Here is a 26,752-nt window from a genome sequence, read left to right as displayed (position 1 = left end):
GCTACATTCGCGCCGTTCACATGGCCATAAGGGCTGCTCACAGGCAATCCGGGCGTCCACGCGGCCGCGTGGACGCCCGAAAGGCAGGAGACCGCACCGCAGATGACGGAACGACCCGCGCAGCGCACTCCCAACCGCCAGCTCGCCGCGCTCATCGCAGAAGCGGGGTTCTCCAACGCGGGACTGGCCCGTCGCGTGGACCAGCTAGGTCTCGAGCACGGGCTGGACCTGAGATACGACAAGACCTCGGTCACCCGCTGGCTGCGCGGCCAGCAGCCGCGCGGGACCACGCCCGCGCTGATCGCGGAGGTCTTCACCCGCCGCCTGGGCCGCCGGCTGACCGCCCAGGACCTGGGCCTGGACGCCTGCGCCCCGGTCTACGCCGGGCTGGAGTTCGCCGCCGCCCCGGAGGAGGCCGTCGACATCGTCAGCGGGCTGTGGCGCAAGGACTCCGGCAGCCACGCCGAACTGCGCAAGATCGCCTTCACTCCGGCCGGGCTGGTGGTGCCGAGCCGGGACTGGCTGATCGGCCGGGCCGACGACCGGGTCGCCCGCGCGGAGGCGCCGGCCGTCCTGCCGTCCGCCCGGACCGGCGAGGGCGTGCAGGGGGCGACGGGCGCGTCGCTGGCGCCGGGGACCGCCGTGCCGCCGCCCGGCGCGGCCGAACCGCCACCGGCGTCCCCGCCCGCGCCCGGAAAGCCGGGGATCCCGGGCGTGCCCCGGCAGCGCGGCCGGGCCGACCGGAACCGCGGCCGCGCCGAGCGCGAGGCGGGCCAGCGGGTCACCGCCGGGGACATCGCCGCGCTGCGCTCGGTCGGCGAGCTGTTCCGCACGCTCGACGACATGTACGGCGGCGGCCACGCCCGCCAGGCCCTCGTGCGCTACCTGGAGCACGAGTGCGAGCCGATGCTGCGCGGCAGCTACGGCGAGCAGACGGGCCGCCGCCTGTTCGCGGCCGCCGCCGACCTGACCCGGCTGGTCGGCTGGACGTCGTACGACATCGCCGCGCACGGGCTCGCCCAGCGCTACTTCGTGCAGGCGCTGCGGCTCTCCCAGGCCGCCGGCGACCGCGCCTACGGCGCCTACGTCCTGGTCACCATGAGCCGGCAGGCCGTCTACCTCGCCCACGGGCGGGAGGCGGTCCAGCTCGCGCGGGTGGCCCAGCAGGGCGTCGGCGCCTCCGTCCCGCCGGTCGTCCAGGCGCTGCTGCACTCCGCCGAGGCGCGCGGGCACGCGGTGCTCGGCGAGGCACGGGCGTGCACGACGTCGCTGATGCGCGCCGAGCGTGCCCTGGAGAGCGCCCGGCCCGGCGACGAGGTGCCGTTCTGGGCGCGCTTCTTCGACGAGGCGCAGCTCGCCGACGAGTTCGGGCACTGCCACCGGGACCTCCAGCAGTACCGCACCGCCGCGCAGTACGCCGAGCGCTCGCTCCAGCTGCGCTCCCCGGTGTACGCCCGCAGCCGCCTGTTCTGCCGCGTCGTCCTCGCCACCGCCCGCCTCGGCCTCGGCGACCTCGACCAGGCCTGCCGGCTGGGCGCGGAGGCGGCGGGCCAGGCCGCCGACATGCGCTCGGTCCGCGCCGACGAGTACGTCCGCGACTTCGAACGCCGCCTGGAACCGTACAGGGACGCACCCCCCGTCCGGACCTACCGGGACAAGATCGCCGCCCTCGGCTGACTCACCTCCGCCTCTGGCGCCACCAGCGGTGAGGGGCCGCGGGCTTCAGGCGGCTCGGCGCCGGGGGGGGGAGGGGGACTGCTGGGGTGCGGGGGGCGCCGCCCGGGGGCGCGGGGGGTGGCGCCCCCGCCGGGGTCCGTCGGCCCCGGGGCGGCGCAAACGAACCGCCCCCGCCCCGCACGCCCCGCCCCTCAGGCCGCCGCCGGCGAGGCGGTCGGGAGGGGGTCGGCCGTGTGCATCGGCCGCCCCGCCCCCAGATCCGCCACGATCGCCGCCGCAGCCCGCCGAGCGGAATGCAGCGCGCCCTGGAGGGTGCTGGTGTCCCGGTGGTCCCCGCACACGTACAGCCCCGCCAGCAGCCGCACCGGCCGCCTCGGATCGTGCGGCGGCCGCATCGCCGGGACGGCTTCCGGGGTGTGGTGGACGGCCAGCGTCTCCCACCGCGCGGTCGAGGTTCCGTAGAGACGGGACAGATGCCGGCGCACCGCGGTGTCGACGTCGGCCGGCGGCTCGCCGAGGACCGTCGACGACACCAGCGCCCGGCCCGCGGGCGCGCGCGAGGGATCCACCCGGCTCGCCACCGCCGTGTGCGCCACCGGCCCGCCCCGCTCCGCGTCGAGCAGCAGGTACCCGCCCGTCGCCGGCGGCTCGTCCGTCGTGTGGTGCACCACCGTCACCGGGTGGAAGTCCGGCACCCGCAGTCCGGGCAGCAGCTCGGCGGCCGAGCGCGCGCCCGTGGCGACCAGCACCGCACGGCAGCGGATCACCCCGTGCTCGGCGGTGGTCACCGCGTTGGTGGCGACCGAGGTGACCCGGACGCCGGTGTGCACGGTCCCCGGCGGCAGCGCCTCGGCCAGCAGCTCCGGCAGGACCTCCGCGCCGCCCTCCGGCAGGCACAGCCGGCCGCTCGCGAAGGCCCGCAGCGCGAGGTCCGCGCAGCGGCTGGACGTGGTGAGGTCCGGGTCGCACAGCAGCGCGGCCAGCAGCGGACGCAGGAAGCCGTCGACGGTGCGGGCGGGCAGCCCGCGGGCCGCGAGCGCCTGACCCGCGGGCAGCTCCGGCCGGGCCAGGAGGCGTTCGACCGGAGTGGTGGCGATCCGGGTGAGCGCGGCACGCAGCCGCAGCGGCGTGCCGATCCCGAACGGCTGGGCGCGGTCGGTCACCCCGGCCGCCCCCGTCGTGCCGGCGCGCCCCGACGGCCCGGAGTCGAACAAGGGCACGTCCGCATCGACATGTCGTACGTCGGGCGCGGCGACGGTGGCCGGGGCGGCGGCCGACGCCCCGTACGCCGAGGCGGGCGGGACGGGGCGCAGCGCGCGCACCCGGGCCCGCACCCTCGGCAGCGGGGCCGGAGGCCGGGGGGCGTTCGCGAGGGCGCGCACGGCGTCCAGTGCGCTCCGTGCGCCCCCCGCGCCCGCCGGGGCGCCCGCGCGGTGACGCCGTCCGTCGCTGTGCAGCAGCACCCCGGGCGCGAAGGGGTGCAGCACGAGCGCGTCCAGCCCCGGGCTGTGGCCGAGTTGTGGGTAGGACGTGAACAGCAGCTGTCCGATCCTGTCGAGCCGGAAGCCGTCGACCTTCTCCGTCGACATGCGACCCCCCACGCAAGGGGCGGCTTCCAGGACCGCGGTCGTTACTCCTGCGCTGGTCAGCCGATGCGCCGCCGAGAGTCCGGCGACCCCGGCTCCCACGACGACGACATCGACCCGGTACGCGGGCTCAAGCACGTGCCCCTCCTCGAGGTTGCGCGGCCGGTGGAGCAGTGATGCCCCCAACCGGCTTGAGGGATACCCGAGTTCGGCACGAGGTTAGGTCTGTAATCGGTCAGGTGCAGTCGCGCATCGACAGGGCACGGTCGCACGGCGGTCGCATACGGTCGCAAGGTTTCGCAGCCGGACGGGGGAGGGTCACAGCGCCGCCCGTACGGCGTCCTCGATCGTCGGGAAGGCGAACGAGAACCCCGACTCCATCAGCCGCGCCGGGAGCACCCGGGCGCTGCCCAGCACGTCCCCCGCCATCTCCCCGAGCGCCGCCCGCAGCACGGGCGCCGGCACGGGCAGCAGCGTGGGCCGGCGCAGCACCCGGCCCATCGCCGCCGTGACCTCACGGTTCGTCACCGGGCGCGGCGCGGTGAGGTTCACCGGCCCCGACAGGCTCTCGGTGTCGATGAGGTGCCGCAGCGCCGCCACCTCGTCGTGCAGCGCGATGAACGACCAGTACTGCCGCCCGTCACCGATCCGTCCGCCCAGACCGGCCCTGAACAGCGGGAACAGCCGCCCCCAGGCCCCGCCCCCGCGGGCCACGACCAGTCCCGTGCGGGCGAACACCGTCCGGATGCCCGCCTCCTCGGCCGGCGCGGCGGCCTCCTCCCACTCCACGCACACCCCGGGCAGGAAGCCGTCCCCGGGCGGCGCGTCCTCGTCGACGGCCCGGTCGCCGGTGTCGCCGTAGAAGCCGATCGCGCTGCCGCCGACGAACACCCGCGGCGGCACGTCCAGGGAGGCGGCGGCCTCGGCGAGCGCCGCCGTGCCCAGCACCCGGCTGTCCCGGATCGTCTTCTTGTACGCCTCCGTCCAGCGGCGGTCGCCCACCCCGGCGCCGGCCAGGTCGACCACCGCGTCGCAGCCGGCCAGCCCGGCCGAGTCCACGTACTGCTCCTCGGGGTCCCAGCGGACCTCGTCCGCGCCGCGGGCCGGACGGCGCACCAGACGCACCACCTCGTGCCCGTCCGCCAGCAGGGACCGCACCAGGGCGCCGCCGATCAGTCCGGACGCCCCGGCCACCGCGATTCGCGAACGTTCCATACCCCCATCCTGCCCGCTGCGCCGCACAAATCCCGGTGGGCGTCGCCCGCCGGCGCAGTAGGGTGATCGTCATGCCGGTCCCCCGCATACGCCCCGCCACCCTCGCCGACGAAGAGCCCCTGGCACGGCTCGACCGGGACACCTGGTCGCCGCTGCACGCCGTGCAGCCGCGCCCGCGTCCGCCGTACGAGCCCTTCTTCACCGAGCGTTCCGGGCCGGAGGAGATCCTCGTGGCCGAGCTGGCCGGCGCCGTCGTCGGCTACCTCCGCCTCGGCCGGGCCACACCGCTGGAGTGCAACGCGCACGTCCGCCAGATCCGGGGCCTGGCCGTCGCCGAGCAGGCGCGGGGCGCGGGGGTCGCCCGGGCCCTGCTGCGGGCCGCGCGGGAGGAGGCCCGGCGGCTGGGCGCGCGGCGCGTCACCCTGCGGGTGCTCGGCCACAACACGCCGGCCCGCAAGCTGTACGAGTCCGAGGGCTACGTCGTGGAGGGCGTCCTGCCGGAGGAGTTCCTGATCGAGGGCGAGTACGTCGACGACGTGTTCATGGGCCGTTCCGTGTGAACCCGAAGGCCGCTCGCCCCGCTCGCCCCGCGAGCGGCCTCAGGACGTGACCAGCCGGCCCGTGTCCACCGGCGTCGTCGCCGTCGTCCCCCGCCGCGCGTCCGCGGCGACCTCGGCGGCGGTCAGCACGTAGCCCGTCCCGCTGTCCGAGGTCGAGCGGGCGAAGACCACGCCGTAGACACGGCCGCCGGTGGTCAGCAGCGGGCCGCCGGAGTTGCCGGGGCGGACCGTCGAGCGGATCGCGTAGATCTCACGGGTGACGGTGGCGTCGTTGTAGATGTTCTGGCCCGTGGCCCGGATCCGGCTCGCCACCGTCGCCGCCTGGAGGTTCAGGCCGCCGTCCTGCGGGTAGCCCGCGACGACGGCCGGGGCGCCGCGCGCGGCGACGTCGTCGAAGCTCAGGACGGGGGCGCGCAGCCCGGGGACGTAGAGCACGGCCACGTCCCGGTCGGGGTCGAACAGCACCACCCGTGCCTGGTACGACCGCCCGACGCCGCCGACCCGCACGGACGGGGCGTCGATGCCCGCCACCACGTGCGCGTTGGTCATCACGCGCTGCCGCGCGAACACGAAACCGCTGCCCTCGCGGCCCTGGTTGCCCGAGGAGCCCTCGATCTTGACCGTGCTGAGCCGGGCGGCGCTCGTCGCGCTGGCCGTCACGCTGTCGCCCGAGGGCTCGGCGACGCCCGCCGCCGGCTCGTTCTCGAACGGGTTGAAGACCTGCGGGAAGCCCGCCTCGGTGAGCGCGGAGGTGGCCCGCGAGAACCAGGCCGGCGTGGTGTCCGGCATCGCCTCCTGCACGGCGCCCAGCAGCTTGGAGTCGCGTATCGCCGTCGTCACCACCGGGGAGGAGGAGGCGCCCAGGACGCTCGCGGCCACCCAGGCCACGATCAGCACCGCCGCCGAGTTCGCCACGGCCCCGCCGATCCCGTCGGCCACCCGCAGCGGCCCGCGGTCCAGCTCGCCGCGCAGCCGCAGCGCCAGCCGCCCGGCCAGCTCATGGCCCACCACAGCGGGCACCAGCACCGTGAGCACGGCGGTCACCGTCGCCGTCGTCGTCCCGCGGGTGACCAGGCCCATCACCCACGGCAGCGCCCACACGCCGACGACCGCGCCGCCGACGAACCCGGCCAGCGAGACGCAGCCCGCCACCAGCCCGCGACGGTAACCGGACGCCGCGTACACGAGGACCACCAGCAACAGCACGAGGTCGAGCAGGTCCACACAGGCCGCCTTTCTCCCGGACCCTGAATACGCGCGGGACGGGCCCGGCGATCAGCACACGCACGTGGATCCGGGAACCGGCCACATGTACGTGTACCCGCGAAAACGCCCGGACCAGGACGATGGTTCCACCAGGTGGCACACCACACATCGCGGACGGACCGGATGGGGGTGAAGGTGATCCCATGCATGGTGTGGGGAAGATCGGGCGCGCCCGGATCCGACGACGGGCCCGTGATCCGCGTCCGACCTCGATGACCTCGATGACCTCGGTGACCTCGGTGAGCTCGGTGAGCTCGGTGACCCAGGCGGACTCGGTGGACTTGAGTCCGTCCTCGGGTCCGGGCCCGGGGCCGCGTCCGGCTCCAGGGCCGGAGCCCGGCCCGGCTCCGTGGTCGGCGCGCCGCGCCGTCCGTCCGGGGCGGTCCGGCCGGCGGCCCATACGGCCGCGGGGCTTCGCCGTGGCCCTGCTGTGCGGCCTGCCGGGCGCCGCCGCCGTCGGCGCGCTGCTGCTGGGCGCGCAGGACATGGACCGCGCGCTCACCGCGCCGGCGCACGCCCAGGCGCCCGCCCCGCTGCCCGCCGGCGCGGTCGCGCCCCGCTCCGCCGCCGCGCACGGCGCGCCCCGGCCGCGCATCCTGCCCCGGGAGGTCTGGCTGGACGCCACCGCCCGGCGGGTCCAGCCGCCCCCGCGCTACGACGACAAGGTCGTCGCCGTCTTCGTCCACCACACCGACTCGCCCAACGGCTACGCCTGCGCCGACGCGCCGCAGATCATCCGCCATCTGTACGCGGGCCAGACGGGGGCCCGCCAGTGGGACGACATCGGCTACAACTTCCTCGTCGACCGCTGCGGCACCCTCTACGAGGGCCGCGCCGGCGGTGTGGACCGCGCGGTCACCGGCGCGCACACCCAGGGCTTCAACCACCGCACCGCGGGCATCGCGGCGATCGGCACGTTCACCGCCGGGACGCCCGTGCCGCAGGCCATGACGGACGCGATCGCCGCGCTCGCCGCCTGGAAGCTCGGCCTGGCCGGCGTCGACCCGCGCGCGAGCGTGCCCCTGGTCTCCAGCAACCGGCTCAGCCGGTACCGGCCGGGCACCACGGCCCTGCTCCCGGCCGTCGCCGGACACACGGACGGCTTCCCGACCAACTGCCCGGGAGCGGCCCTCACCGTCCGCCTCCCGGCGATCCGGGACGCCGCGGCCCGGATCCAGGGCAGGACCTGACAGCGGCCCGACGGCGGGAGCGGCGGGACCTGACATCGGGAACAGCAGAATTCGGCGGCAGGACCCGGCGGCACGGCCTGGGCGCGGGGGCGGGCCCTACTCCCGGAACCGGTCCCACAGCCGGGGATAGCGCTGGGCGAGCGCCCGGTCGTCCTCGAACGCGACCGGCGTGCCCTCCGGTTCGGCCGGCGCGGGCGGGATGCCGAGGTCGGGGGCGACGGTGCCGGTGAGCTGCTCGTACGCCTCGTCGGCCGCGTAGCCCAGCTCCTCGCCGTCGCCGTCGATCTCCTCGTCGAAGTCGTCCAGCAGGTCGGCGAGCGAGTCCGGGTCGTGCAGGGCCCCCTCGAAGACCTCCCGGCCCTGGCCGATCAGCCAGCACCGGAAGAAGTCGAACGCGTCGTCGCTCGCCCCGTCCAGCAGCACCCAGGCGGCGCCCCACAGGTCCCAGCGGTAGGCCCGGTTGTAACGGGACTCGAAGTGGCGTGCGAAATCGAGGACCACCTCGGGATCGCACTCCAGCAACCGTTCCACGAGCAGATCGGCCTGCTCCTCCGGGTCGCCCTCGGCGGCCCCGCGCGAGGTGTCGATCAGCTCCCAGAACTCCGTCTCGTCCATCACGCGTTCAAGCATCGGCCCTCCGCCCGAGGGGCGCACGCGGAGTGCGGCGGATCGTTATACGCGCCCTGCCCGCCCCCACAGGTTCCGCACGCCCCCGTCACGAGCCGCCCCGGACGCGAAGACGGGGAAGGGGTACGGCGCGCGCCGTACCCCTTCCCCGTCACCGGCCCTGATTACAGGCCGTACTTCTCCCGGGCCTCCTTGACCGCCGCGGCCTTCACCTCGCCGCGCCGGGCCAGCTGGGCCAGGGCGGCGGCGACGATCGAGGGGGCGTCGACGCCGAAGTGGCGGCGGGCGGCGTCACGGGTGTCCGACAGGCCGAAGCCGTCGGCGCCCAGCGAGGACCAGTCCTGCTCGACCCACTGCGCGATCTGGTCCGGGACCTGGCGCATGTAGTCGGACACGGCCAGCACCGGGCCCTCGGCGCCCTGCAGCGCACGGCGCACGAACGGCACCCGCTCCTCGCCGCGCAGCAGTGCCGCGTCGGCCTCCAGCGCGTCCCGGCGCAGCTCGGTCCAGGAGGTCGCGGACCACACGTCGGCGGCCACGCCCCACTCCTCGGCGAGCATGCGCTGCGCCTGAAGGGCCCAGTGGATCGCCGTGCCGGAGCCCAGCAGCTGGATCCGCGGGGCGTTCGCCGGGACGGTCAGGCCCGCCGACTCCGCCGTGTTGAAGCGGTACAGGCCCTTGACGATGCCCTCGTCCACGCCGCCGGCCGACGGCTTGGCCGGCTGCGGCAGCGGCTCGTTGTAGACGGTGAGGTAGTAGAAGACGTTCTGGTCCTCGCCCTCGGCCGCCTCGCCGTACATGCGGCGCAGGCCCTCCTTGACGATGACCGCGATCTCGTACGCGAACGCCGGGTCGTAGCTCAGCGCGGCCGGGTTGGTCGCGGCGATGACCGGCGAGTGGCCGTCGGCGTGCTGGAGACCCTCGCCCGTCAGCGTGGTGCGGCCGGCCGTGGCGCCGACGAGGAAGCCGCGGCCGAGCTGGTCGCCGAGCTGCCACATCTGGTCGGCGGTGCGCTGCCAGCCGAACATCGAGTAGAAGATGTAGAACGGGATCATCGCCTCGCCGTGCGTCGCGTACGCGGACGACGCGGCGATGAAGTCGGCCATCGAACCGGCCTCGGTGATCCCCTCGTTGAGGATCTGGCCGTTCTTGGCCTCCTTGTAGTACATCAGCTGGTCGCGGTCGACCGGCTCGTACGTCTGGCCCTTGGGCGAGTAGATGCCGAGCGAGGGGAAGAGCGACTCCATGCCGAAGGTGCGCGCCTCGTCGGGGACGATCGGCACCCAGCGCTTGCCGGTCTCCTTGTCGCGGACCAGGTCCTTGACCAGGCGGACGAAGGCCATGGTGGTGGCCACGTTCTGCGAGCCGGAGCCCTTGTCGAAGGCGGCGAAGGCCTTGTCGGCGGGCGCGGGCAGCGCGGGCAGCGGGTGCGTGCGGCGGGCCGGGGCCGGGCCGCCGAGGGCCGCGCGGCGCTCCTGGAGGTAGCGCACCTCGGGGGAGTCGGCGCCGGGGTGGCCGTAGGGCACCTGGCCGTCGGCGAAGGCGCTGTCGGCGATCGGCAGCTCCAGCAGGTCGCGCATCGCCTTGAACTCGTCCACCGTCAGCTTCTTCATCTGGTGGTTGGCGTTCTTGGAGGCGAAGCCCTCACCGAGGGTGTGGCCCTTGACCGTCTGGGCGAGGATCACCGTCGGGGCGCCCTTGTGCTCCAGGGCGGCCTTGTAGGCGGCGTAGACCTTGCGGGCCTCGTGGCCGCCGCGCGAGAGGTGGAAGCACTCGAGGATCTTGTCGTCGCTCAGCAGCTTCGCCATCTCCGCGAGCGCCGGGTCGGCGCCGAAGAAGTCCTGGCGGATGTAGGCGGCGTCGCGCGTCTGGTACGTCTGCACCTGCGCGTCGGGTACCTCGCGCAGCCGGCGTACCAGCGCGCCCGTGGTGTCGAGCTGGAACAGCTCGTCCCAGGCCGAGCCCCACAGCGTCTTGATGACGTTCCAGCCGGCGCCGCGGAACTGGGCCTCCAGCTCCTGCACGATCTTGAAGTTGGCGCGGACCGGGCCGTCGAGGCGCTGCAGGTTGCAGTTGATGACGAAGGTCAGGTTGTCCAGCTGCTCGCGGGAGGCGAGCGCGAGGGCGGCCGTGGACTCGGGCTCGTCCATCTCGCCGTCGCCGAGGAACGCCCACACGTGCGAGGCGGAGACGTCCTTGATGCCGCGGGCGGTCAGGTAGCGGTTGAAACGCGCCTGGTAGATCGCCGACAGCGGGCCGAGGCCCATGGAGACGGTCGGGAACTCCCACAGCCAGGGCAGGCGCCGCGGGTGCGGGTAGGACGGCAGGCCGTTGCCGCCGGCCTCCTGGCGGAAGTTGTCGAGCTGCTGCTCGGTGAGGCGGCCGTCCAGGAAGGCGCGGGCGTAGATGCCGGGGGAGGCGTGGCCCTGGATGTAGAGCTGGTCGCCCGAGCCGTCGCCCTCCTTGCCGTGGAAGAAGTGGTTGAAGCCGGTCTCGTACAGCCAGGCGGCGGAGGCGAAGGTGGCGATGTGGCCGCCGACGCCGTACTTGCTGCCGCGGGTGACCATGGCGGCCGCGTTCCAGCGGTTCCACGCGGTGATCCGGGCCTCCATGGCCTCGTCACCGGGAACGGCGGGCTCGGCGCCGGTCGGGATGGAGTTGACGTAGTCCGTCTCCAGCAGCTTGGGCAGCGCGACGCCGTTGCCCTCCGCGCGCTCCAGCGTGCGGCGCATCAGGTACGCGGCACGGTGCGGCCCGGCCGCCTTGGCAACGGCGTCCAGGGAGGCCTGCCATTCGGCGGTCTCCTCGGGGTCGCGGTCCGGGAGCTGGTCGAGCTCGCTCGGCTGGATGGCGTTGGGGTCGGTCATGTCGCCGCCTTCCTCAGTCGAAGGGGGTTCCCTCATCTGCGTAAGGGTTCGGGGTTGCCCTTGGTCTTTGGCAGGACAGGGCGTGAGGCTCCGGTGAGAGCCCGTCGGCGACTCTAACCCCGTGATCGATGATCGATCAAAGGGTTGAGGGCCAAAACCTCTCGATTCCGAGAAAGTCGGCACCGGGTGCCTCCGGCGGTGGCACCGGGTGACCTGGGATGGAAGGCGTTTGTGCAGGTGAGCGGGGGTCGGCTCGGGTGCGCCGCGACGGACCGCGCCCCACACGGCGGAGCCGTGCGTCGATACGGCGCCGGGCCCTCACGAAGGGGTGCGGGGCACTGCGCGAAGAGGGGCACAGCCCTGGCACGGGAAAGGGGGGCGGCGGGGGCGGGACCCTGTCAGGCGCGGGGCGCGCAGCCCAGGACGTGGGCCTTCACCAGCTCCGGGATGCGCGGGTCGCGACGACGGAACGCGGCGACCAACTCCTCGTGCTCCTCCGCGTACGACTGCTGCACGGTCCCCAGCCAGCGGATCGACAGCGCGGTGAAGACCTCGATGCCCAGGCCCTCCCAGGTGTGCAGCAGCACCGAGTTGCCGGCCGCGCGCACCAGCTCCCGGTGGAAGCCCACCGTGTGCCGCACCTGCGCGGTGCCGTCGGCCCGGCGGTCGGCCTCGTAGAGCGCGCTCACGTGCGGCTCCAGGGCCGCGCAGTCCTCCGCCAGCCGGTCGGCCGCCAGCTCCGCCGCGATGGCCTCCAGACCGGCCCGGACCGGGTAGCTCTCCTCCAGGTCGGCGGCGGTCAGATTGCGCACCCGTACGCCCTTGTTCGGCGCGGACTCGATCAGGCGCAGCGACTCCAGCTCGCGCAGCGCCTCCCGCACGGGCGTCTGGCTGACCTCCAGCTCGGTGGCGATCCGCCGCTCCACGATCCGCTCGCCCGGCTTCCAGCGCCCGCTGACGATCCCCTCCACGATGTGCTCGCGGATCTGTTCGCGCAGCGAGTGGACGACGGGCGCGGTCATGAGTGCTCCTTAGGGAGAGGCCGTACTGCGGCCCCCGGGGGCTTCGACGTTTAGACAATACGGCTGCCGGGCAGGGCGAGCGGGGCGCACGGGGGCGCTTTCGCGCAGGTGAGACGAGCCTTACACGCCCGGCGTGGCGACAAACACGAACACCCCGCCCGGAACGTTCCGGACGGGGTGTTCGCACAGCCTGACGAGGGCCGGGGAGGCGGAGGCCGGTCAGAGACCCAGCTCGACCTCGAACTCGCCCGCCTCCAGGATCGCCTTGACCGCCGTCAGGTAGCGGGCGGCGTCGGCGCCGTCCACCAGGCGGTGGTCGTAGGAGAGCGTCAGGTAGGTCATGTCGCGGACGCCGATGACCGTGCCCTCCTCGGTCTCGATCACGGCGGGGCGCTTGACGGTGGCGCCGATGCCGAGGATCGCGACCTGGCCCGGCGGCACGATGATCGTGTCGAACAGCGCGCCGCGCGAACCGGTGTTGGAGATGGTGAAGGTCGCGCCGGACAGCTCGTCGGGCGTGATCTTGTTGGCGCGGACCTTGCCCGCCAGCTCCGCCGTGGCCTTGGCGATGCCCGCGATGTTGAGGTCGCCGGCGTGCTTGATGACCGGGGTCATCAGGCCCTTCTCGGAGTCCACCGCGATACCGACGTTCTCGGTGTCGAAGTAGGTGATGGTCCCCTCGGCCTCGTTGATCTTGGCGTTGATGACCGGGTGGGCCTTCAGCGCCTGCGCGGCGGCCTTGACGAAGAACGGCATCGGGGAGAGCTTGACGCCCTCGCGCGCGGCGAAGGAGTCCTTGGCCTGGGCGCGCAGACGCATCAGACGCGTGACGTCGACCTCGACGACCGACGACAGCTGCGCCTGCTCGTGCAGCGCCTTGACCATGTTGTCGCCGATGACCTTGCGGATGCGCGGCATCTTGACGGTCTGGCCGCGCAGCGGGGACGCCTCCAGGGCGGGGGCCTTCTTCGCGGCGGGCGCGGCGGCGGCCGGAGCCGGGGCGGCCTTGGCGGCCTCGGCGGCGGAGAGCACGTCCTGCTTGCGGATGCGGCCGCCGACGCCGGTGCCCTTGACGGCGGACAGGTCGACGCCGTTCTCGGCGGCGAGCTTGCGCACCAGCGGGGTCACGTACGCGCCCTCGTCGGTCGCCTGGGCGGCGGCCGGAGCGGCCGGAGCCGGGGTGACCGGGGCGGGAGCCGGAGCGGCGGGCTGGGCCGGGGCCGGGGCGGCAGCGGCGGGCTGCGCCGGGGCGGCCGGGGCCGGGGCGGCGGGCTGGGCCGGAGCCGGAGCCGGAGCCGGAGCGGGGGCCGGAGCCTCGGCGGCGGGCGCCGGGGCCGGGGCGGCGGGGGCAGCGGCCGGAGCGGCGCCCGGGGCGCCGATGACGGCGAGCTTGGCGCCGACCTCGGCCGTCTCGTCCTCGCCGACCACGATCTCCAGCAGCACACCGGAGGTGGGCGCCGGGATCTCGGTGTCGACCTTGTCCGTGGAGACCTCGAGCAGCGGCTCGTCGGCCTCGACGGAGTCGCCGACCGACTTCAGCCAGCGGGTGACGGTGCCCTCGGTGACGGACTCGCCGAGCGCGGGCAGGACCACGTCCGTGCCCTCGGCGGAGCCGCCGCCGGAAGCGGCCTCGGCCGTCGGGGCCGGGGCGGGGGCGGCCTGCTCGGTGGCGGGCGCGGCCGGGGTCTGGGCGGCCGGGGCGGCCGTCTCGGTCGGGGCCGGGGCCGGGGCGGCCGGGGCCTCAGCCGCGGCGGGCGTGGCGTCAGCCGCGCCGGTGCCGTCGTCGATGACGGCCAGCTCGGCGCCGACCTCGACCGTCTCGTCCTCGGCGACCTTGATGGAGGCCAGCACGCCGGCGGCCGGCGAGGGGATCTCGGTGTCGACCTTGTCGGTCGAGACCTCGAGCAGCGGCTCGTCGGCCTCGACGCGCTCGCCCTCGGCCTTCAGCCAGCGGGTGACAGTGCCCTCGGTGACGCTCTCGCCGAGCGCGGGAAGGGTTACGGAAACCGCCATGGTTTCGGTTGCTCCTTACGGATGGGGCCTCCCCGGTCCGAGCGAAGTCGTAGACCGGGGGAAGCGGAAGTCTGTGTCGTCGCGCCCGATGACTGAGGGCGTCAGTCGTGGGAGTGGAGCGGCTTGCCGGCCAGCGCCAGGTGAGCCTCGCCGAGCGCCTCGTTCTGCGTCGGGTGGGCGTGGATGAGCTGGGCCACCTCGGCCGGCAGCGCCTCCCAGTTGTAGATCAGCTGCGCCTCGCCGACCTGCTCGCCCATACGGTCGCCGACCATGTGGACGCCGACCACGGCGCCGTCCTTGACCTGGACGAGCTTGATCTCGCCCGCGGTCTTCAGGATCTTGCTCTTGCCGTTGCCCGCCAGGTTGTACTTCAGGGCGACGACCTTGTCCGCGCCGTAGATCTCCTTGGCCTTGGCCTCGGAGATGCCGACGGAGGCGACCTCCGGGTGGCAGTACGTCACCCGCGGGACACCGTCGTAGTCGATCGGGACGACCTTGAGGCCCGCCAGGCGCTCGGCCACGAGGATGCCCTCGGCGAAGCCGACGTGCGCGAGCTGGAGGGTCGGGACCAGGTCGCCGACGGCCGAGACGGTCGGCACGTTGGTGCGCATGTACTCGTCGACCAGGACGTAGCCGCGGTCCATGGCGACCCCGGCCTCCTCGTAGCCCAGGCCCTGGGAGACCGGGCCGCGGCCGACGGCGACGAGCAGGACCTCGGCCTCGAACTCCTTGCCGTCGGCGAGGGTGACCTTGACGCCGTTCTCGGTGTACTCGGCCTTCTGGAAGAAGGTGCCCAGGCTGAACTTGATCCCGCGCTTGCGGAAGGCGCGCTCCAGCAGCTTCGAGGAGTTCTCGTCCTCGACCGGGACCAGGTGCTTGAGGCCCTCGATGACCGTGACGTCGGCGCCGAAGGACTTCCACGCGGAGGCGAACTCGACGCCGATCACGCCGCCGCCCAGGATGATCGCGGACTCGGGCACGCGGTCCAGGACCAGCGCGTGGTCCGAGGAGATGATGCGGTTGCCGTCGATCTGCAGGCCCGGCAGGGACTTCGGCACGGAGCCGGTCGCCAGGAGGACGTGGCGGCCCTGGATCCGCTGCCCGTTCACGTCGACGGAGGTCGGGGAGGACAGCCGGCCCTCACCCTCGATGTACGTCACCTTGCGGGAGGCGATGAGCCCCTGGAGGCCCTTGTACAGGCCCGAGATCACGTCGTCCTTGTACTTCTGGACGGCCGGGACGTCGATGCCCTCGAAGGTGGCCTTGACGCCGAACTGCTCGCTCTCGCGGGCCTGGTCGGCGATCTCGCCCGCGTGCAGCAGGGCCTTGGTGGGGATGCACCCCTTGTGCAGGCAGGTACCGCCGACCTTGTCCTTCTCGATCAGGGCGACGTCCAGGCCCAGCTGCGCCCCGCGCAGGGCCGCGGCGTAACCACCGCTACCACCGCCGAGGATCACTAGGTCGAAAACGGTGCTGGCGTCGTTCGCCACGTCACGTCCTCCATGCATGTGCGCCGTACGCCGGACACCTTTGTCCCTTTGGGAGGTGACCGGCCGGTCGGCTGGTGTCCGGCCGCTCGTTCTTCGGCCCTTAGGTGGGGGCCCTGTCCTGCCGACGCCCATCTTCGCACTTGTCGGAGGTGCGCGGGACGCGGGGCCGGGGTGTGAGACGCGCCACCCGGCGGGCACGAGGGGACAAAACGGCCCCGGGCGCACGGGGCGCCCGGGGCCGTCTCGGCACGGGGAGGGACCTCAGCCCAGGTCACCCGCGGCGGCGAGCTCCGCCAGACGCACCAGCGTCCGCACTCCGGAGCCGGTGCCGCCCTTCGGCGTGTAGCCGAACGGGCCGCCCTCGTTGAAGGCGGGCCCGGCGATGTCCAGGTGCGCCCACGTGATGCCCTCGCCGACGAACTCGCGCAGGAACAGGCCGGCGACCAGGCCGCCGCCCATGCGCTCGCCCATGTTGGCGATGTCGGCGACGGGGGAGTCCATGCCCTTGCGCAGGTGCTCGGGCAGCGGCATCGGCCAAGCCTCCTCGCCGACCTCCTCGGCGACCTCGTGGATGGCGGCGCGGAAGGCGTCGTCGTTGCCCATCACCGCGAAGGTGCGGCTGCCCAGCGCCAGCACCATCGCACCGGTGAGGGTCGCGACGTCCACGATCGCGTCCGGCTTCTCCTGCGAGGCGGCCCACAGCGCGTCCGCCATCACCAGCCGGCCCTCGGCGTCGGTGTTGAGCACCTCCACCGTCTTGCCGCTGAACATGCGCAGCACGTCGCCGGGGCGGACGGCGGAGCCGGAGGGCATGTTCTCGGCCAGCGCCAGCCAGCCGGTGACGTTGACCTCCAGGCCGAGACGGGCGGCGGCGACGACGGTGGCGAGCACGGCGGCGGCGCCGCTCATGTCGCACTTCATCGTCTCGTTGTGGCCGGCCGGCTTGAGCGAGATGCCGCCCGAGTCGTAGGTGATGCCCTTGCCGACGAGCGCGAGGTGCTTCTTCGCCTTGGAGCTGGTGTACGACACCTTCACCAGCCGCGGCGTGGCCGCCGAGCCGGAGCCGACGCCCAGGATGCCGCCGTAGCCGCCCTTGGTGAGCGCCTTGTCGTCGAGCACCTGGATCTTCAGGCCGTGCGCCTTGGCCGCGTCCTGCGCGATGGCGGCGAAGGAAGCCGGGGTGAGGTCGTTCGGCGGCATGTTGACGAGGTCGCGGGCGCGGTTCAGCTCCTCGCAGACCGCGACGGCGCGCTCCACGGCCGCCTTGTAGGCGCGGTCGCGGGGCTTGCCGCCGAGCAGCACCACGTCGGCGAGCGGAGCCTTGCCGCCGCGCGCCTTGGCGTCCTTGCCCTTGTCCTTGTACGACTCGAAGGAGTACGCGCCGAGCAGCGCGCCCTCACCGACGGCGCCGGCGTCGGCGGCGTCCGCGAGCGGCAGCGCGAAGGCGGCCTTCTTCGCCCCGACGAGGGCACGGGCGGCCACACCGGCGGCCCGGCGCAGCGCCTCGGCGTCGAACCCGGCGTCCTTCTCGGGCTCCGCGCCCAGGCCCACCGCCAGGACGAGCGGGGTCTTGAAACCGGAAGGGGCGGGCAGCTTCGTCACCTCGCCCTCGGCACCGGAGGCGCCGAGGGTCTCCAGGACGTCGGCGAGCCTGCCGTCGTACGCCGCGTCGACGGCCTCGGCACCCGGTGCGACGACGAGGTTGCCGGACCTGGAACCGGCGCCCTTGGCGACACCGACGACGATCGCGTCGGCCCGCAGACCGGGCACCGCGGCGGTGCTGAGAGTGAGAGCAGTCACGGTGGTGAAATCTCGCTTCCCTGTGAAGATGGAGTGGCCGAAAGAGGGTGGGGTCGACCGGGCCCGACGACCGACCCTAGATCCCTCCTGCGGTGCGGTCTCCACCCGGGCGGGCAAACACCCGGCACGAGCCTACGCGCGTTGTCGCGCGGGACGGTGCCGCGGTCGTTCGCCCGCAGGCGGCTTCCCCGTCGCCCGCCGGTCCCCGCGCCGTCGGCGCGAAGGTCCCGCACCGGGGCAACTCGCCCGTCCGCCAAGGGGATCGGCGATGATCGTCGGATGTACATCCCCCCGCTTCGCGTCCCAGCGCGCCGGACGGCGCGCCCGGTCCTGTTCGCCGTCCTGCTCCTGCTCCTCGCCGGCTGCGCCGGCCGGCCGGACGGGGGCGACGGCGCGGACGGAGGCGGCGGGCCGTCCGCCGGCGGGCGCTGGCGGCCGCGCCCGGGCACCAGTTGGCAGTGGCAGCTCAGCGGCCGGCTCGACACCTCGGTCGAGGCGGCGGTCTACGACATCGACGGCTTCGACCACTCCCGGGCGACCGTCGCCCGGCTGCACCGCGCGGGCCGCAAGGTGATCTGCTATGTCTCCACCGGCGCCTGGGAGGACTTCCGCCCGGACGCGGGGAAGTTCCCGAAGGCGGTGCTCGGCGGGGGCAACGGCTGGAAGGGCGAGCGCTGGCTCGACATCCGCCGCACCGAGGTGCTCGAACCGCTGGTGGCGGACCGCCTCGACATGTGCCGCGACAAGGGCTTCGACGCGGTGGAGCCGGACAACATGGACGGCTACCGCAACCGCACCGGTTTCCCGCTGACCGCCGCCGACCAGCTCCGCTACAACCGCCTCGTCGCCCGGCTGGCGCACGAGCGGGGCATGTCGGTGGGCCTGAAGAACGACCTGGACCAGATCCCGGAGCTGGTGGGGGACTTCGACTTCGCGGTCGACGAGCAGTGCGCCCAGTACGGCGAGTGCGCCCGCCTGAAGCCGTTCGTCGCGGCCGGCAAGGCGGTGTTCCACGTCGAGTACGAGCTGCGGACCGACGACTTCTGCCCCGCCTCGCGCCGCCTGCGCCTCAGCTCACTGCTCAAGAAGTACGACCTGGGGGCGTGGCGCCGGGCGTGCTGAACCCGGGGGCGGCGGGGTCCGGTCGGCCGGGGGCGCCGAAAGCGGGGGCGCCGAGACCGGGGGCGGCGGGCGCGCCGAAGGGCGGGGCGCCGGGGCTGCCGAAGCCCGGCTCACCGGGACCGGCGTAGCCCGGCTCAGCGGGGTGGGCGTGGCCGGGGACGGCGTAGCCGGGAGCGGGGAAGGCGGCGGGGGCCGGGTCGGTGGGTGAGGCGGCGGGCCGGGCGCCGGGGGCCGGGCGTATGCCGAAGCCGGTGACGGCGGTGCCGGACAGCCGGTCGGCCAGCGACCGCCGGGCGGGCAGGAGGACCGGCAGCGCGTTGACGAGGAAGAGCACCACCGCCGCCGCCCACACCAGCACCGACAGCACGAAGTGCCCCTCGATCAGCAGCACGCAGGCGACGGCGTAGACGGCGATGTCGGCCGCCGTGGTGACGGCCGCCCGGAGCGCGGCGCGGCGCGCCCGCCCGGAGGCGGACTCCCCGGCGGGCGCCACCCGCAGACCGAGCAGCCCCTTGCCGACCGTCCGTCCCATCAGGCCGAGGCAGGCCCACTGGTAGAGGAAGGCGGCCAGGACCAGCAGCCCGAACGCCTCCTCGACGTAGAGCACCGCCTTGTCCCACAACGACAGCCCGAGGTGCTCCGAGGTGCCGAGGACGTCACCGCGCGAGGAGAGCAGGTCGAGGCCGCCGCGGCCGGCGAGTTCCGGTATGTCGGTGACCAGGGCGGACACCCGGTGGAAGGTGATCACGGCCAGCACCGAGGCCGCCACGGCCACCAGCGCGAAGTCGATGAACCAGGCCACGGCACGGCGCAGTTTCGGCACGGACGTCCCCCCGATCGCGTGTCTGTCGCCGTCACCCTAGCGAGGCGGCGCGCAGGGGCCCAGCGGGCGGCGGGGATCGTTTCGGTCCGGTGACACGAGCCGTCTCAGCCGAGCGACAGGACGACCAGCGCGGCGGTGGCCGCCGTCTCGGCGAGCGCGCCGAACACATCGCCCGTCACCCCGCCGAAGCGGCGCGTGCAGTGGCGCAGGAGGAGTTCGGCGGCGGCCGTCGCGGCGAGCACCGCGCCCGCCGCGAGCAGCGCGGTGCGGGTGCCGAGGCCCGCTCCCGCGGCCGCCGCCGCCGGCACGAGGGCGAGGCCCGCGCCGAGCGCGCCGGCCGGCGGGACCACGCCCGCGACCGCCGCGCCCAGCCCCTCGGGCCGGGCGGCCGGCACCCCGGTGCGGGCGGCCAGGGTCAGCGCCAGCCGGGCGGTGGTCGCCGAGACGACGGCGGCCAGGGCGCCCCGCGCCCACGAGTGGCCGTAGGCCTGGGTCAGGGCGGCCACCTGGGCGAGCAGCACCAGGACGAGGGTGATGACCCCGAAGGGGCCGATGTCCGACTGCTTCATGATCCGCAGCGCGTCCTCGGCGGGCTTGCCGCTGCCGAGTCCGTCGGCGGTGTCGGCGAGACCGTCCAGGTGCAGGCCGCGGGTCAGCACGGCCGGCACGGCGGCGGTGGCCACGGCGGCGAACAGCGGACCGGCGCCGCACCACAGCGCCAGCAGACCGAGCGCCGCCGCCGCCACGCCGACCACGAGGCCGGCGAGGGGCGCGCACAGCATCCCGGCGCGCGCCGCCCCGCGGTCCCAGCGGCTCACCCGGACCGGGAGGACGGTCAGCGTCCCGAAGGCGAAGCGGAGACCGGGCAGCGCGGGGGAAGGGGAGGGGGCGGACACGCGGGCAGCCTACGGGAGGCCCGCGCGCCCTTCGGCGGGCGGGCACCGCGCGGGCGGACGGGGCAGACTGACTGCATGGGGCACTGGCTGTACCGCAACATCGTCGAACCGGGCAAACTGCCGCTGCTCCTCGCCCTCGGCGCCTTCGTCGTCACCTTCCTGGTCACCCGGGCCGTCACCCGTCTGATCCGGGCCGGGAAAGGGCCGTTCGGGAATGTGAAGGCGGGCGGGCTGCACATCCACCATGTGGTGCCCGGCGTCGTCCTCAGCGTCCTCGGCGGCTTCGGGGCGGTCGCCAGCAGTCGGCACGGGTTCGGCGCGGCGGCCTTCGCCGTGACCTTCGGGGTGGGCGCGGGTCTGGTCCTGGACGAGTTCGCGCTGATCCTGCACCTGGACGACGTCTACTGGAGCGAGGCCGGCCGCAAGAGCGTGGAGGCCGTCGTCCTCACCGCGGCCCTGGTCGGGCTGGTCCTGGCCGGTTTCTCCCCGTTCGGCGTCGACGACGTGAGCCAGGGCGAGCTGCAGGACCGCGGCACGGTCGTCTCCACGGTCGTGGTGAACTCCCTGTTCTCCCTGGTGGCCCTCGGCAAGGGCAAGCTGCGGCTGGCCGTGTTCGGCGTGATCGTCCCGCTGCTCGCCCTGGTCGGCGCCGTCCGTCTGGCCCGACCCGACTCGTACTGGGACAGGCGCTTCTACGCCCGCCGCCCGCGCGCCCGGACCCGGGCCGGCCTGCGCGCCTACCGCCACGACCGCCGCTGGGCGGCGCCCCGGCGCGCGCTCGAGGACTGGATCGGCGGCAGACCGGACGAGCCACGGCCGGCCGAACTCCCGGCCCCGGCCGAACTCCCGGCCCCGGCCGAACTCCCGGCCTCAGCCGCGCGGCCCGCTCCGCCCGAGCTGTCCACCTCGCCCGAGCGGCCGACCCCGGCAGGACGGCTCGCTCGGCCCGAGCGGCCGACCTCGTCCGAGCGGTCGGCCCCGCCCGAGCCGCCGGTTCCGCCCGATCCTCCGACCCTCGCGAAGTCGCCGACTCCTGCGGATCGGGCCGCTCCGACGCCGCCCGGCGGGGGAGCCGACCCGTCGCCGGGCGCGGCGCCCGATCGGCTGCCCGGTGCGCCCCCGGCCCGTCCGCCCGGTGCGGGGCCCGGCCGGACGCCGGGGCCGGACGCGACGCCGAACAGCGCGGCGGACGAGCTGCCGAGGGGCGCTTCCGGCGAGGTGCCGAGGACCGCTGCCGGCGAGGCGCAGGGGGCTGCCTTTGGCGGGGCGCCCGGGGGGACCTCGGGCGGGGTGCGGGGAGAGGCCTCCGGCCGCGCGCCCGGAAGGACCTCCTCGGTCCGGGTGCCGGGAGGGCCCGCGGCCGGGGCGTCGGAAAGGGTTGCGGGCGGGGCGTCCGAAGGAGCTCCCGCTTCGGGCGGGGCGCCGGAGGCGGGCCGGGAGTGAGGCGGCCGGTGCGGCCGGCGGCGCGGGCGCGCCGCCAGCGCGTACCCCAGGACCACGGCCGTGATCGCCGCCAGGTGCTCCTTGCCGGCCAGGTTGTCCTTGAGCACCGCCTCGACCACCATCGCCGCGGTGACCGCGCCCGCCGTGACGTACGCGCCGTAGCGCAGCCCGAGGAGGACGGCCAGGCCCACCACGGCCGCCGACGGGCCGGTGTCCACCACGTGCGCGTCCGTGCCGGGCAGGCCCAGCGGCCGGTGCGGGCCGAGTGCGACGCCGAGGCGGGCGTACAGGGTGCCGGCCAGCGTCGCGACGTAGGCGACGGCCAGGGTGCGCCACCGGCCCAGACAGATCTCCGCGATGCCGAAGACGCACAGGACCTGCGCCAGCGCGCCCCACACCGGCAGGTCCGGCGCCGGGACGAACAGCGACAGCGGGGTGCGCGGCAGGACGAGCCACAGCGCGTCCTCGGCCCGTACGCCCCCGGCCCGCTGCACCAGGCCCGGTCCGCCCGGCCGGCTCTGCGCCAGGTGCAGCACCGCCGTCAGGCACACCGCGGCCAGCGTCATCGGCACCGTCCGCGGCCCCCGCCCGGCCAGCGGACCGCGTACGGCGGCGTACAGCGGCCCCCACTCGGCGCGGGCCCACCGGGCGGGTCCCGTCATCGGCCCTTCCTCATGCCTGCCTACCCCCGTCTCCTCACCGGCGCGTTGCCAGGTGCCGTCGGTGGAGCCGCTTCGGCAGTCCCGGCGCCTCCAGGAACCCTTCCGCGCGGGCCGAGGCGAGACCGATGCGCGGCAGGTCCGCGCTCTTCTCGAAGAGCAGGAACCGCGGCTCCCAGGCGGGCCGGTACTTGGCGTTGGCGCGGTACAGCGACTCGATCTGCCACCAGCGGGAGAAGAAGCCGAGCAGCGAGCGCCACAGCCTCAGCACGGGCCCCGCTCCCAGCCGCGCCCCGCGTTCGAAGACGGAACGGAACATCGCGAAGTTGAGCGACACCTGGGTGACCTGGATCTCACGGGCGCGGCGCAGCAGGTCGAGCACCATGAACTCGATCAGCCCGTTCCCGGCCCGCCGGTCGCGGCGCATGAGGTCGAGGGAGAGCCCGTGGGGTCCCCAGGGCACGAAGGAGAGCAGCGCCCGCAGCTCGCCGTCGGGGTCGTGGCACTCCAGCATCACGCACCGGCCGTCCGCCGGGTCGCCGAGCCGGCCCAGCGCCATGCTGAACCCGCGCTCCGTCGCCCCGTCCCGCCAGTCGTCCGCCCGTCCGATCAGGTACGCCATCTCGTCGGCCGGGATGTCCTCGTGCCGCCGGACGCGCACCGTGTACCCGGCCCGGCGCACCCGGTTGTACGCCTGGCGCACGGTGCGCATCGCCCGCCCCTCCAAGGTGAACTCGGCGATCTCCACCACGGCCTCGTCGCCCAGCTCCAGCGCGTCCAGCCCGTGTCGCGCGTACACCGTGCCGCCCTCCTCGCTCGCGCCCACCACGGCCGGGATCCAGCCGTGCGCGCGGGCCTCGGCCAGCCACGGCACGATCGCGCCGGGCCAGGCCTCCGGGTCGCCGATCGGGTCACCGGAGGCCAGGGACACCCCGCCCACCACGCGGTAGGCGACGGCCGCCTTGCCGGTGGGCGACCAGAGGACGCTCTTCTCGCGGCGCAGCGCGAAGTAGCCCAGCGAGTCCCGCTCGCCGTGCCGCTCCAGCAGCGCCCGCAGCCGCTTCTCGTCGTCCTCGGTGAACGGGTCCACGGCGCGCCGGGAGCGGAAGGCGGCGTACAGGACGGCGAGGACGAGCGCCGTGGACAGGACGTTGACGGCCACGTCCGCCCAGTTCGGGGTGGCGATGCCGGGGAAGCGGGCCTCGGACGCGGCGACCGAGACCAGCCGCAGCGTGCCGTAGCACCAGCGCTGGACGAACGTCGAACTCGCCGCGTCCGGGGCCTGGTTGGTGAGCGTCACCAGCAGCGTGGCGAGCGCCGAGGCCACCAGCAGCCCGGCCGCGGCGACGACGGCGGCGAGCCGCGGGTTGGCGCGGTCGCCCCGGGCGTAGAAGGCGCGGCGGCCCAGCAGCAGCGCGGCGACGAACGCGGCGGTCAGCCCGAGGGAGACCCAGTTCTGGGCGCAGCGGCGGATCTCCGGGAACGTCATGGCGAACGCGAACAGGACCAGGAACGGTCCGCTCAGCACGAGGTTCAGGATCCACGCGGCCCGCTTGCGGCGGCGCGTCGTGACGGCCAGGAAGGCGGCGAACACCCCGGAGGCGAAGCCGGCGGTGAGCAGGTACGGCGTGAACAGGTCCTCCTGGTTGTGCCGCCGTACGTCCTGGCCGAGGGAGACCCAGGCCGCGCCGAGGAAGTCGACGGACGCGACGGCCCGCAGGTACCAGACGGCGAACGCGGCGGCCCGCCGCGGGACCGCGCCCTCGGCGGGAAGCGGCACGGCGGCACCGGCGGGCGCCGCCGGCCGTGCGCCGGCGCCGGAGGCGCGTGAGGTGCTTGCGGGGGCGGGGGCGGGGGGGGGGGCGGCGGGGGCTCCGGTGTCCTGCGGGCCCTCGGTGGCCTGTGTGTCCCCGGTGGCCTGTGTGTCCCCGGTGGCCTGCGTGTCCCCGGTGGGCAGGCCCGCCCCGGTCACCCGGGCCGGGGCCCACCCTTCACGCGCCGCGAATCGGGCATCTCCCATGGAGAGGGATCATATGGGCGCAGCCCCGGCGAACCGCTCTTTTCCCGTCCCCAGGGATCGCTCGCCTCACCGCGACCGCCGCCGCACCGGTCAGATCTCCTCGTCGTGCTCCGCGGGCTTCTCCTCGTCCCCGGACGGCTCCGGCCGCTCGGGGAGTTCCGCCGCCAGTGCCGCCGCGGCCTGGACGAGGGGCAGGGCCAGCAGCGCCCCCGCGCCCTCGCCCACGGTCACACCGTGGTCGAGCAGGGGCTCCAGCGCCATCCGGTCCAGCGCCTTGGCCTGCCCCGGCTCCCCGCTCGCCTGGCCCGCCAGCCACCAGTCGGGCGCCCGGAACGCCACCCGCTGGCCCACCAGCGCGCACGCGGCCGCGACCACCCCGTCCAGGACCACCGGCAGCTTGCGCACCGCGCACTGCAGCAGGAAGCCGGTCATCGCCGCGAGGTCCGCCCCGCCCACCGTCGCCAGCAGCTGCAACTGGTCGCCCAGCACCGGCCGCGCCCGGCGCAGCGCGTCCCGGATCGCGGCGCACTTGCGCATCCACGCCAGATCGTCGATCGGCTCGCCGCCGCGCCCGGTCACCACGGAGGCGTCCGTCCCGCACAGCGCCGCCACCAGCACGGCCGCCGCCGTCGTCCCGCCCACGCTCACATCGCCGAGCACGGCCAGGTCCGTACCGGAGTCGGCCTCCTCGTCGGCCACCGCCATGCCGGCCCGGAAGGCGGCCTCCGCCTCCTCGGGCGTCAGCGCGTCCTCGATGTCGATGCGCCCGCTGGCCCGCCGCACCCGGTGCCGTACGACCTCGGCGGGCAGCGTCTCGGGTGCGCAGTCCAGGGCCATGTCGACCACCCGTACCGGCACGCCGAGCCGCCGGGCCAGCACGGACACCGGCCGGCCGCCCTCCAGGACCGCCCGCACCAGTTGCCCGGCGCCGCCCGCGGGCCGCACCGACACGCCCAGTTCGGCGATGCCGTGGTCGCCGGCGAAGAGCACCACCCGCGGCCGTTCGACCGGCCGCACCGGCACGGCGCCCTGTGCCGCGGCCAGCCACTCACCCAGGTCGTCCAGGCGGCCCAGCGCACCGGGCGGCACGACCTGACGTTCCCGGCGCGCCTCGGCGTCACGGCGCACACCGCCGTCGGGGCGCTCGATCAGATCGGTGAAGTCGTCGAGATTCAGCGAGCTCATTCGCCGAACAGTACCGGCCCCGGTCGAACACGGCGGAGCCACTCACCGCCACACCCGGACAGCCTCTTTCCCCTCGCGAGCGTGATCCCATACGTTCCCTTTGCCGTGAATTGTCGGCAGCGGACGGGTCGGTGTGTCCCTGCCGTCGTACGACCCCGACGTCCACCGGGAGCCGCCCATGCCGCCCCTGCCGTACGCCCCGCGGATCTACGACCCGCGCCGCATCGCGTACGCCGCCGAACTCGCCCAGGGGACGGACCGGTTCCACGAGCCGCGCCGCGAGGACTGCCCCTGGTGCGGCTCGGCACGGCTGCGCACCCGGCTGCGCGCCCCGGACCTGCTGCAGCGCAAACCGGGCACGTTCGCCCTCGACCAGTGCCGCGACTGCGGGCACGCCTTCCAGAACCCCCGGCCCACCCCGGCGGGACTGGCCTTCTACCACCGCGACCACGACGAGAGCGACCCGGACGGCCTGCCCGACCCGGTGCTCGCCGCCCGCCGCGGCCACCGCCGGCACCGCGGCGACGCCCGCCTGATGCGCGACGTCGGGGAGCCGGAGAGCTGGCTCGACGTCGGCACCGGCCACGCCCACTTCCCGGCGGCGGCGCGGGAGGTGTTCCCGTACACCGCCTTCGACGGCCTGGACCCGACCCCGCGCGTGGAGCGGGCCCGCGAGGCCGGGCGGATCGAGGAGGCGCACATCGGCCACCTGGCCGACCCGCACATCGCCGAACGCCTGCGCGGCCGTTACGACGTGGTCAGCGTCTTCCACCACCTGGCGCACGCCCCGGACCCGCGCGCCGAACTGCGCGGCGCGCTCGCCGCGCTGCGCCCCGGCGGCCACCTGCTGATCGAACTCCCCGACCCGCGCAGCGTGTTCGCCCGGCTGCTGGGCAAGTGGTGGCTGCCGCACGGGCTGCCCCGCCATCTGCACCTGCTGCCGCTCGCCAACCTCCGCGCGGAACTCGAGTCGGCCGGCTGCACGGTCCTCGTCACCGACCGCCGCACCCCGCACACCCCCAACGACCTCTCCGCGGCCCTCGCCCTGGCCGTCGCCCGGATCCTGCCCGCCCCCGACGCCCCCTGGCGCCGCACCCCGCCCCCGGCCCTCCGGCGCGCCGTGCGCGCCGTCCTGGCCACCGCGGCGGGCGCGCTGGTGGACGTGGTCGCGGTGGTCGACCTGCTCCTGTCCCCGCTGCTGCGCCGCACCCCCGGCCTGTCCAACGCCTACCGCGTCGTGGTCCGCAAGGACGCGCCCTGACCCCCGCGCCCCGGGACGCGGCGGCCCCGC

The 26,752-nt window shown here is 74.9% G+C and carries 18 protein-coding genes and 2 pseudogenes; 6 read left to right on the top strand and 14 right to left on the bottom strand.

Annotated features, from left to right (window positions below; translation table 11 throughout):
- The first annotated feature begins 102 nt into the window (after positions 1 to 102).
- Complete coding sequence (locus tag ACH5A8_RS01800) at positions 103 to 1,677, top strand: regulator (protein ID WP_398996859.1); 1,575 nt, start codon at positions 103 to 105, stop codon at positions 1,675 to 1,677.
- A 191-nt stretch (positions 1,678 to 1,868) separates the two neighbouring features.
- On the opposite strand, the gene ACH5A8_RS01795 is transcribed toward ACH5A8_RS01800, so the two are convergent.
- Together ACH5A8_RS01795 and ACH5A8_RS01790 are read right to left on the bottom strand one after the other, a co-directional pair.
- A complete protein-coding gene (locus tag ACH5A8_RS01795) occupies positions 1,869 to 3,365 on the bottom strand; it encodes an NAD(P)/FAD-dependent oxidoreductase (RefSeq protein WP_398998211.1) in 1,497 nt (498 codons plus the stop codon).
- Positions 3,366 to 3,581: 216 nt separating this feature from the next.
- Positions 3,582 to 4,478 (bottom strand): TIGR01777 family oxidoreductase, encoded by an 897-nt coding sequence (locus tag ACH5A8_RS01790; protein ID WP_398996857.1) that lies wholly within the window; start codon positions 4,476 to 4,478, stop codon positions 3,582 to 3,584.
- Between the two features lie 62 nt (positions 4,479 to 4,540).
- Between ACH5A8_RS01790 and ACH5A8_RS01785 the strand changes: the two genes are divergently transcribed.
- On the top strand, positions 4,541 to 5,038 hold the full coding sequence (locus ACH5A8_RS01785) for a GNAT family N-acetyltransferase (RefSeq protein WP_398996855.1): 498 nt from the start codon (positions 4,541 to 4,543) through the stop codon (positions 5,036 to 5,038).
- A 39-nt stretch (positions 5,039 to 5,077) separates the two neighbouring features.
- Here ACH5A8_RS01785 and ACH5A8_RS01780 read toward each other — a convergent pair whose 3' ends face one another.
- Entirely contained in the window at positions 5,078 to 6,262 is a 1,185-nt protein-coding gene (locus tag ACH5A8_RS01780; RefSeq protein WP_398996853.1) for a MarP family serine protease, read from the bottom strand.
- Between the two features lie 527 nt (positions 6,263 to 6,789).
- Between ACH5A8_RS01780 and ACH5A8_RS01775 the strand changes: the two genes are divergently transcribed.
- Complete coding sequence (locus ACH5A8_RS01775; protein WP_398998209.1) at positions 6,790 to 7,494, top strand: peptidoglycan recognition protein; 705 nt, start codon at positions 6,790 to 6,792, stop codon at positions 7,492 to 7,494.
- Positions 7,495 to 7,590: 96 nt separating this feature from the next.
- Here ACH5A8_RS01775 and ACH5A8_RS01770 read toward each other — a convergent pair whose 3' ends face one another.
- From ACH5A8_RS01770 to ACH5A8_RS01745, 6 genes are all read right to left on the bottom strand, one after another.
- Positions 7,591 to 8,109, bottom strand: coding sequence for a DUF4240 domain-containing protein (locus ACH5A8_RS01770; protein ID WP_398998207.1), 519 nt, complete (start codon positions 8,107 to 8,109; stop codon positions 7,591 to 7,593).
- Between the two features lie 176 nt (positions 8,110 to 8,285).
- Complete coding sequence (gene aceE, locus ACH5A8_RS01765) at positions 8,286 to 10,988, bottom strand: pyruvate dehydrogenase (acetyl-transferring), homodimeric type (RefSeq protein WP_398996851.1); 2,703 nt, start codon at positions 10,986 to 10,988, stop codon at positions 8,286 to 8,288.
- A gap of 398 nt (positions 10,989 to 11,386) precedes the next feature.
- Positions 11,387 to 12,010, bottom strand: coding sequence for a GntR family transcriptional regulator (locus ACH5A8_RS01760; RefSeq protein ID WP_398996850.1), 624 nt, complete (start codon positions 12,008 to 12,010; stop codon positions 11,387 to 11,389).
- A 219-nt stretch (positions 12,011 to 12,229) separates the two neighbouring features.
- Positions 12,230 to 14,023, bottom strand: a complete 1,794-nt coding sequence (gene sucB, locus ACH5A8_RS01755) for a 2-oxoglutarate dehydrogenase, E2 component, dihydrolipoamide succinyltransferase (protein WP_398996848.1) — start codon at positions 14,021 to 14,023, stop codon at positions 12,230 to 12,232.
- A 101-nt stretch (positions 14,024 to 14,124) separates the two neighbouring features.
- Positions 14,125 to 15,513: a dihydrolipoyl dehydrogenase gene (gene lpdA, locus ACH5A8_RS01750; protein WP_398996846.1), complete on the bottom strand. Its 1,389-nt coding sequence runs from the start codon at positions 15,511 to 15,513 to the stop codon at positions 14,125 to 14,127.
- A 261-nt stretch (positions 15,514 to 15,774) separates the two neighbouring features.
- Positions 15,775 to 17,313: a leucyl aminopeptidase gene (locus ACH5A8_RS01745; RefSeq protein ID WP_398996844.1), complete on the bottom strand. Its 1,539-nt coding sequence runs from the start codon at positions 17,311 to 17,313 to the stop codon at positions 15,775 to 15,777.
- A 279-nt stretch (positions 17,314 to 17,592) separates the two neighbouring features.
- Here ACH5A8_RS01745 and ACH5A8_RS01740 point away from each other — a divergent pair, with 279 nt between their 5' ends.
- Positions 17,593 to 18,435: an endo alpha-1,4 polygalactosaminidase gene (locus tag ACH5A8_RS01740; protein ID WP_398996842.1), complete on the top strand. Its 843-nt coding sequence runs from the start codon at positions 17,593 to 17,595 to the stop codon at positions 18,433 to 18,435.
- On the opposite strand, the gene ACH5A8_RS01735 is transcribed toward ACH5A8_RS01740, so the two are convergent.
- Positions 18,395 to 19,258, bottom strand: a complete 864-nt coding sequence (locus tag ACH5A8_RS01735) for an RDD family protein (RefSeq protein ID WP_398996840.1) — start codon at positions 19,256 to 19,258, stop codon at positions 18,395 to 18,397. The genes ACH5A8_RS01740 and ACH5A8_RS01735 overlap by 41 nt on opposite strands.
- A gap of 104 nt (positions 19,259 to 19,362) precedes the next feature.
- Entirely contained in the window at positions 19,363 to 20,154 is a 792-nt protein-coding gene (locus ACH5A8_RS01730) for an adenosylcobinamide-GDP ribazoletransferase (protein ID WP_398996838.1), read from the bottom strand.
- A 75-nt stretch (positions 20,155 to 20,229) separates the two neighbouring features.
- Between ACH5A8_RS01730 and ACH5A8_RS01725 the strand changes: the two are divergent.
- Positions 20,230 to 20,973: pseudogene (locus tag ACH5A8_RS01725) on the top strand (hypothetical protein); the annotation flags it as partial.
- A 578-nt stretch (positions 20,974 to 21,551) separates the two neighbouring features.
- Here the strand turns inward: ACH5A8_RS01725 and ACH5A8_RS01720 are convergent.
- The 3 genes and pseudogenes from ACH5A8_RS01720 to cobT all read right to left on the bottom strand — a co-directional run.
- Positions 21,552 to 22,259: pseudogene (locus ACH5A8_RS01720) on the bottom strand (hypothetical protein); the annotation flags it as partial.
- 34 nt (positions 22,260 to 22,293) lie between these two features.
- A complete protein-coding gene (locus ACH5A8_RS01715; protein WP_398996836.1) occupies positions 22,294 to 24,276 on the bottom strand; it encodes a phosphatidylglycerol lysyltransferase domain-containing protein in 1,983 nt (660 codons plus the stop codon).
- 90 nt (positions 24,277 to 24,366) lie between these two features.
- A complete protein-coding gene (cobT, locus tag ACH5A8_RS01710; protein ID WP_398996834.1) occupies positions 24,367 to 25,461 on the bottom strand; it encodes a nicotinate-nucleotide--dimethylbenzimidazole phosphoribosyltransferase in 1,095 nt (364 codons plus the stop codon).
- Between the two features lie 178 nt (positions 25,462 to 25,639).
- Here cobT and ACH5A8_RS01705 point away from each other — a divergent pair, with 178 nt between their 5' ends.
- Complete coding sequence (locus tag ACH5A8_RS01705; RefSeq protein ID WP_398998205.1) at positions 25,640 to 26,722, top strand: class I SAM-dependent methyltransferase; 1,083 nt, start codon at positions 25,640 to 25,642, stop codon at positions 26,720 to 26,722.
- Positions 26,723 to 26,752 lie beyond the last annotated feature (30 nt).

It is taken from the genome of Streptomyces sp. NPDC018610, assembly GCF_044391765.1.
Lineage (GTDB): Bacteria > Actinomycetota > Actinomycetes > Streptomycetales > Streptomycetaceae > Streptomyces.
This window is presented reverse-complemented; position numbering and strand designations above follow the sequence as displayed.

Coding starts and splice junctions, on each gene's coding strand:
- ACH5A8_RS01715 (WP_398996836.1), bottom strand. CDS start 24,276: ATGGGAGATGCCCGATTCGCGGCGCGTGAAGGGTGGGCCCCGGCCCGG.
- sucB (WP_398996848.1), bottom strand. CDS start 14,023: ATGGCGGTTTCCGTAACCCTTCCCGCGCTCGGCGAGAGCGTCACCGAG.
- ACH5A8_RS01770 (WP_398998207.1), bottom strand. CDS start 8,109: ATGGACGAGACGGAGTTCTGGGAGCTGATCGACACCTCGCGCGGGGCC.
- ACH5A8_RS01775 (WP_398998209.1), top strand. CDS start 6,790: ATGGACCGCGCGCTCACCGCGCCGGCGCACGCCCAGGCGCCCGCCCCG.
- aceE (WP_398996851.1), bottom strand. CDS start 10,988: ATGACCGACCCCAACGCCATCCAGCCGAGCGAGCTCGACCAGCTCCCG.
- cobT (WP_398996834.1), bottom strand. CDS start 25,461: ATGAGCTCGCTGAATCTCGACGACTTCACCGATCTGATCGAGCGCCCC.
- ACH5A8_RS01800 (WP_398996859.1), top strand. CDS start 103: ATGACGGAACGACCCGCGCAGCGCACTCCCAACCGCCAGCTCGCCGCG.
- ACH5A8_RS01705 (WP_398998205.1), top strand. CDS start 25,640: ATGCCGCCCCTGCCGTACGCCCCGCGGATCTACGACCCGCGCCGCATC.
- ACH5A8_RS01760 (WP_398996850.1), bottom strand. CDS start 12,010: ATGACCGCGCCCGTCGTCCACTCGCTGCGCGAACAGATCCGCGAGCAC.
- ACH5A8_RS01740 (WP_398996842.1), top strand. CDS start 17,593: ATGTACATCCCCCCGCTTCGCGTCCCAGCGCGCCGGACGGCGCGCCCG.
- ACH5A8_RS01790 (WP_398996857.1), bottom strand. CDS start 4,478: ATGGAACGTTCGCGAATCGCGGTGGCCGGGGCGTCCGGACTGATCGGC.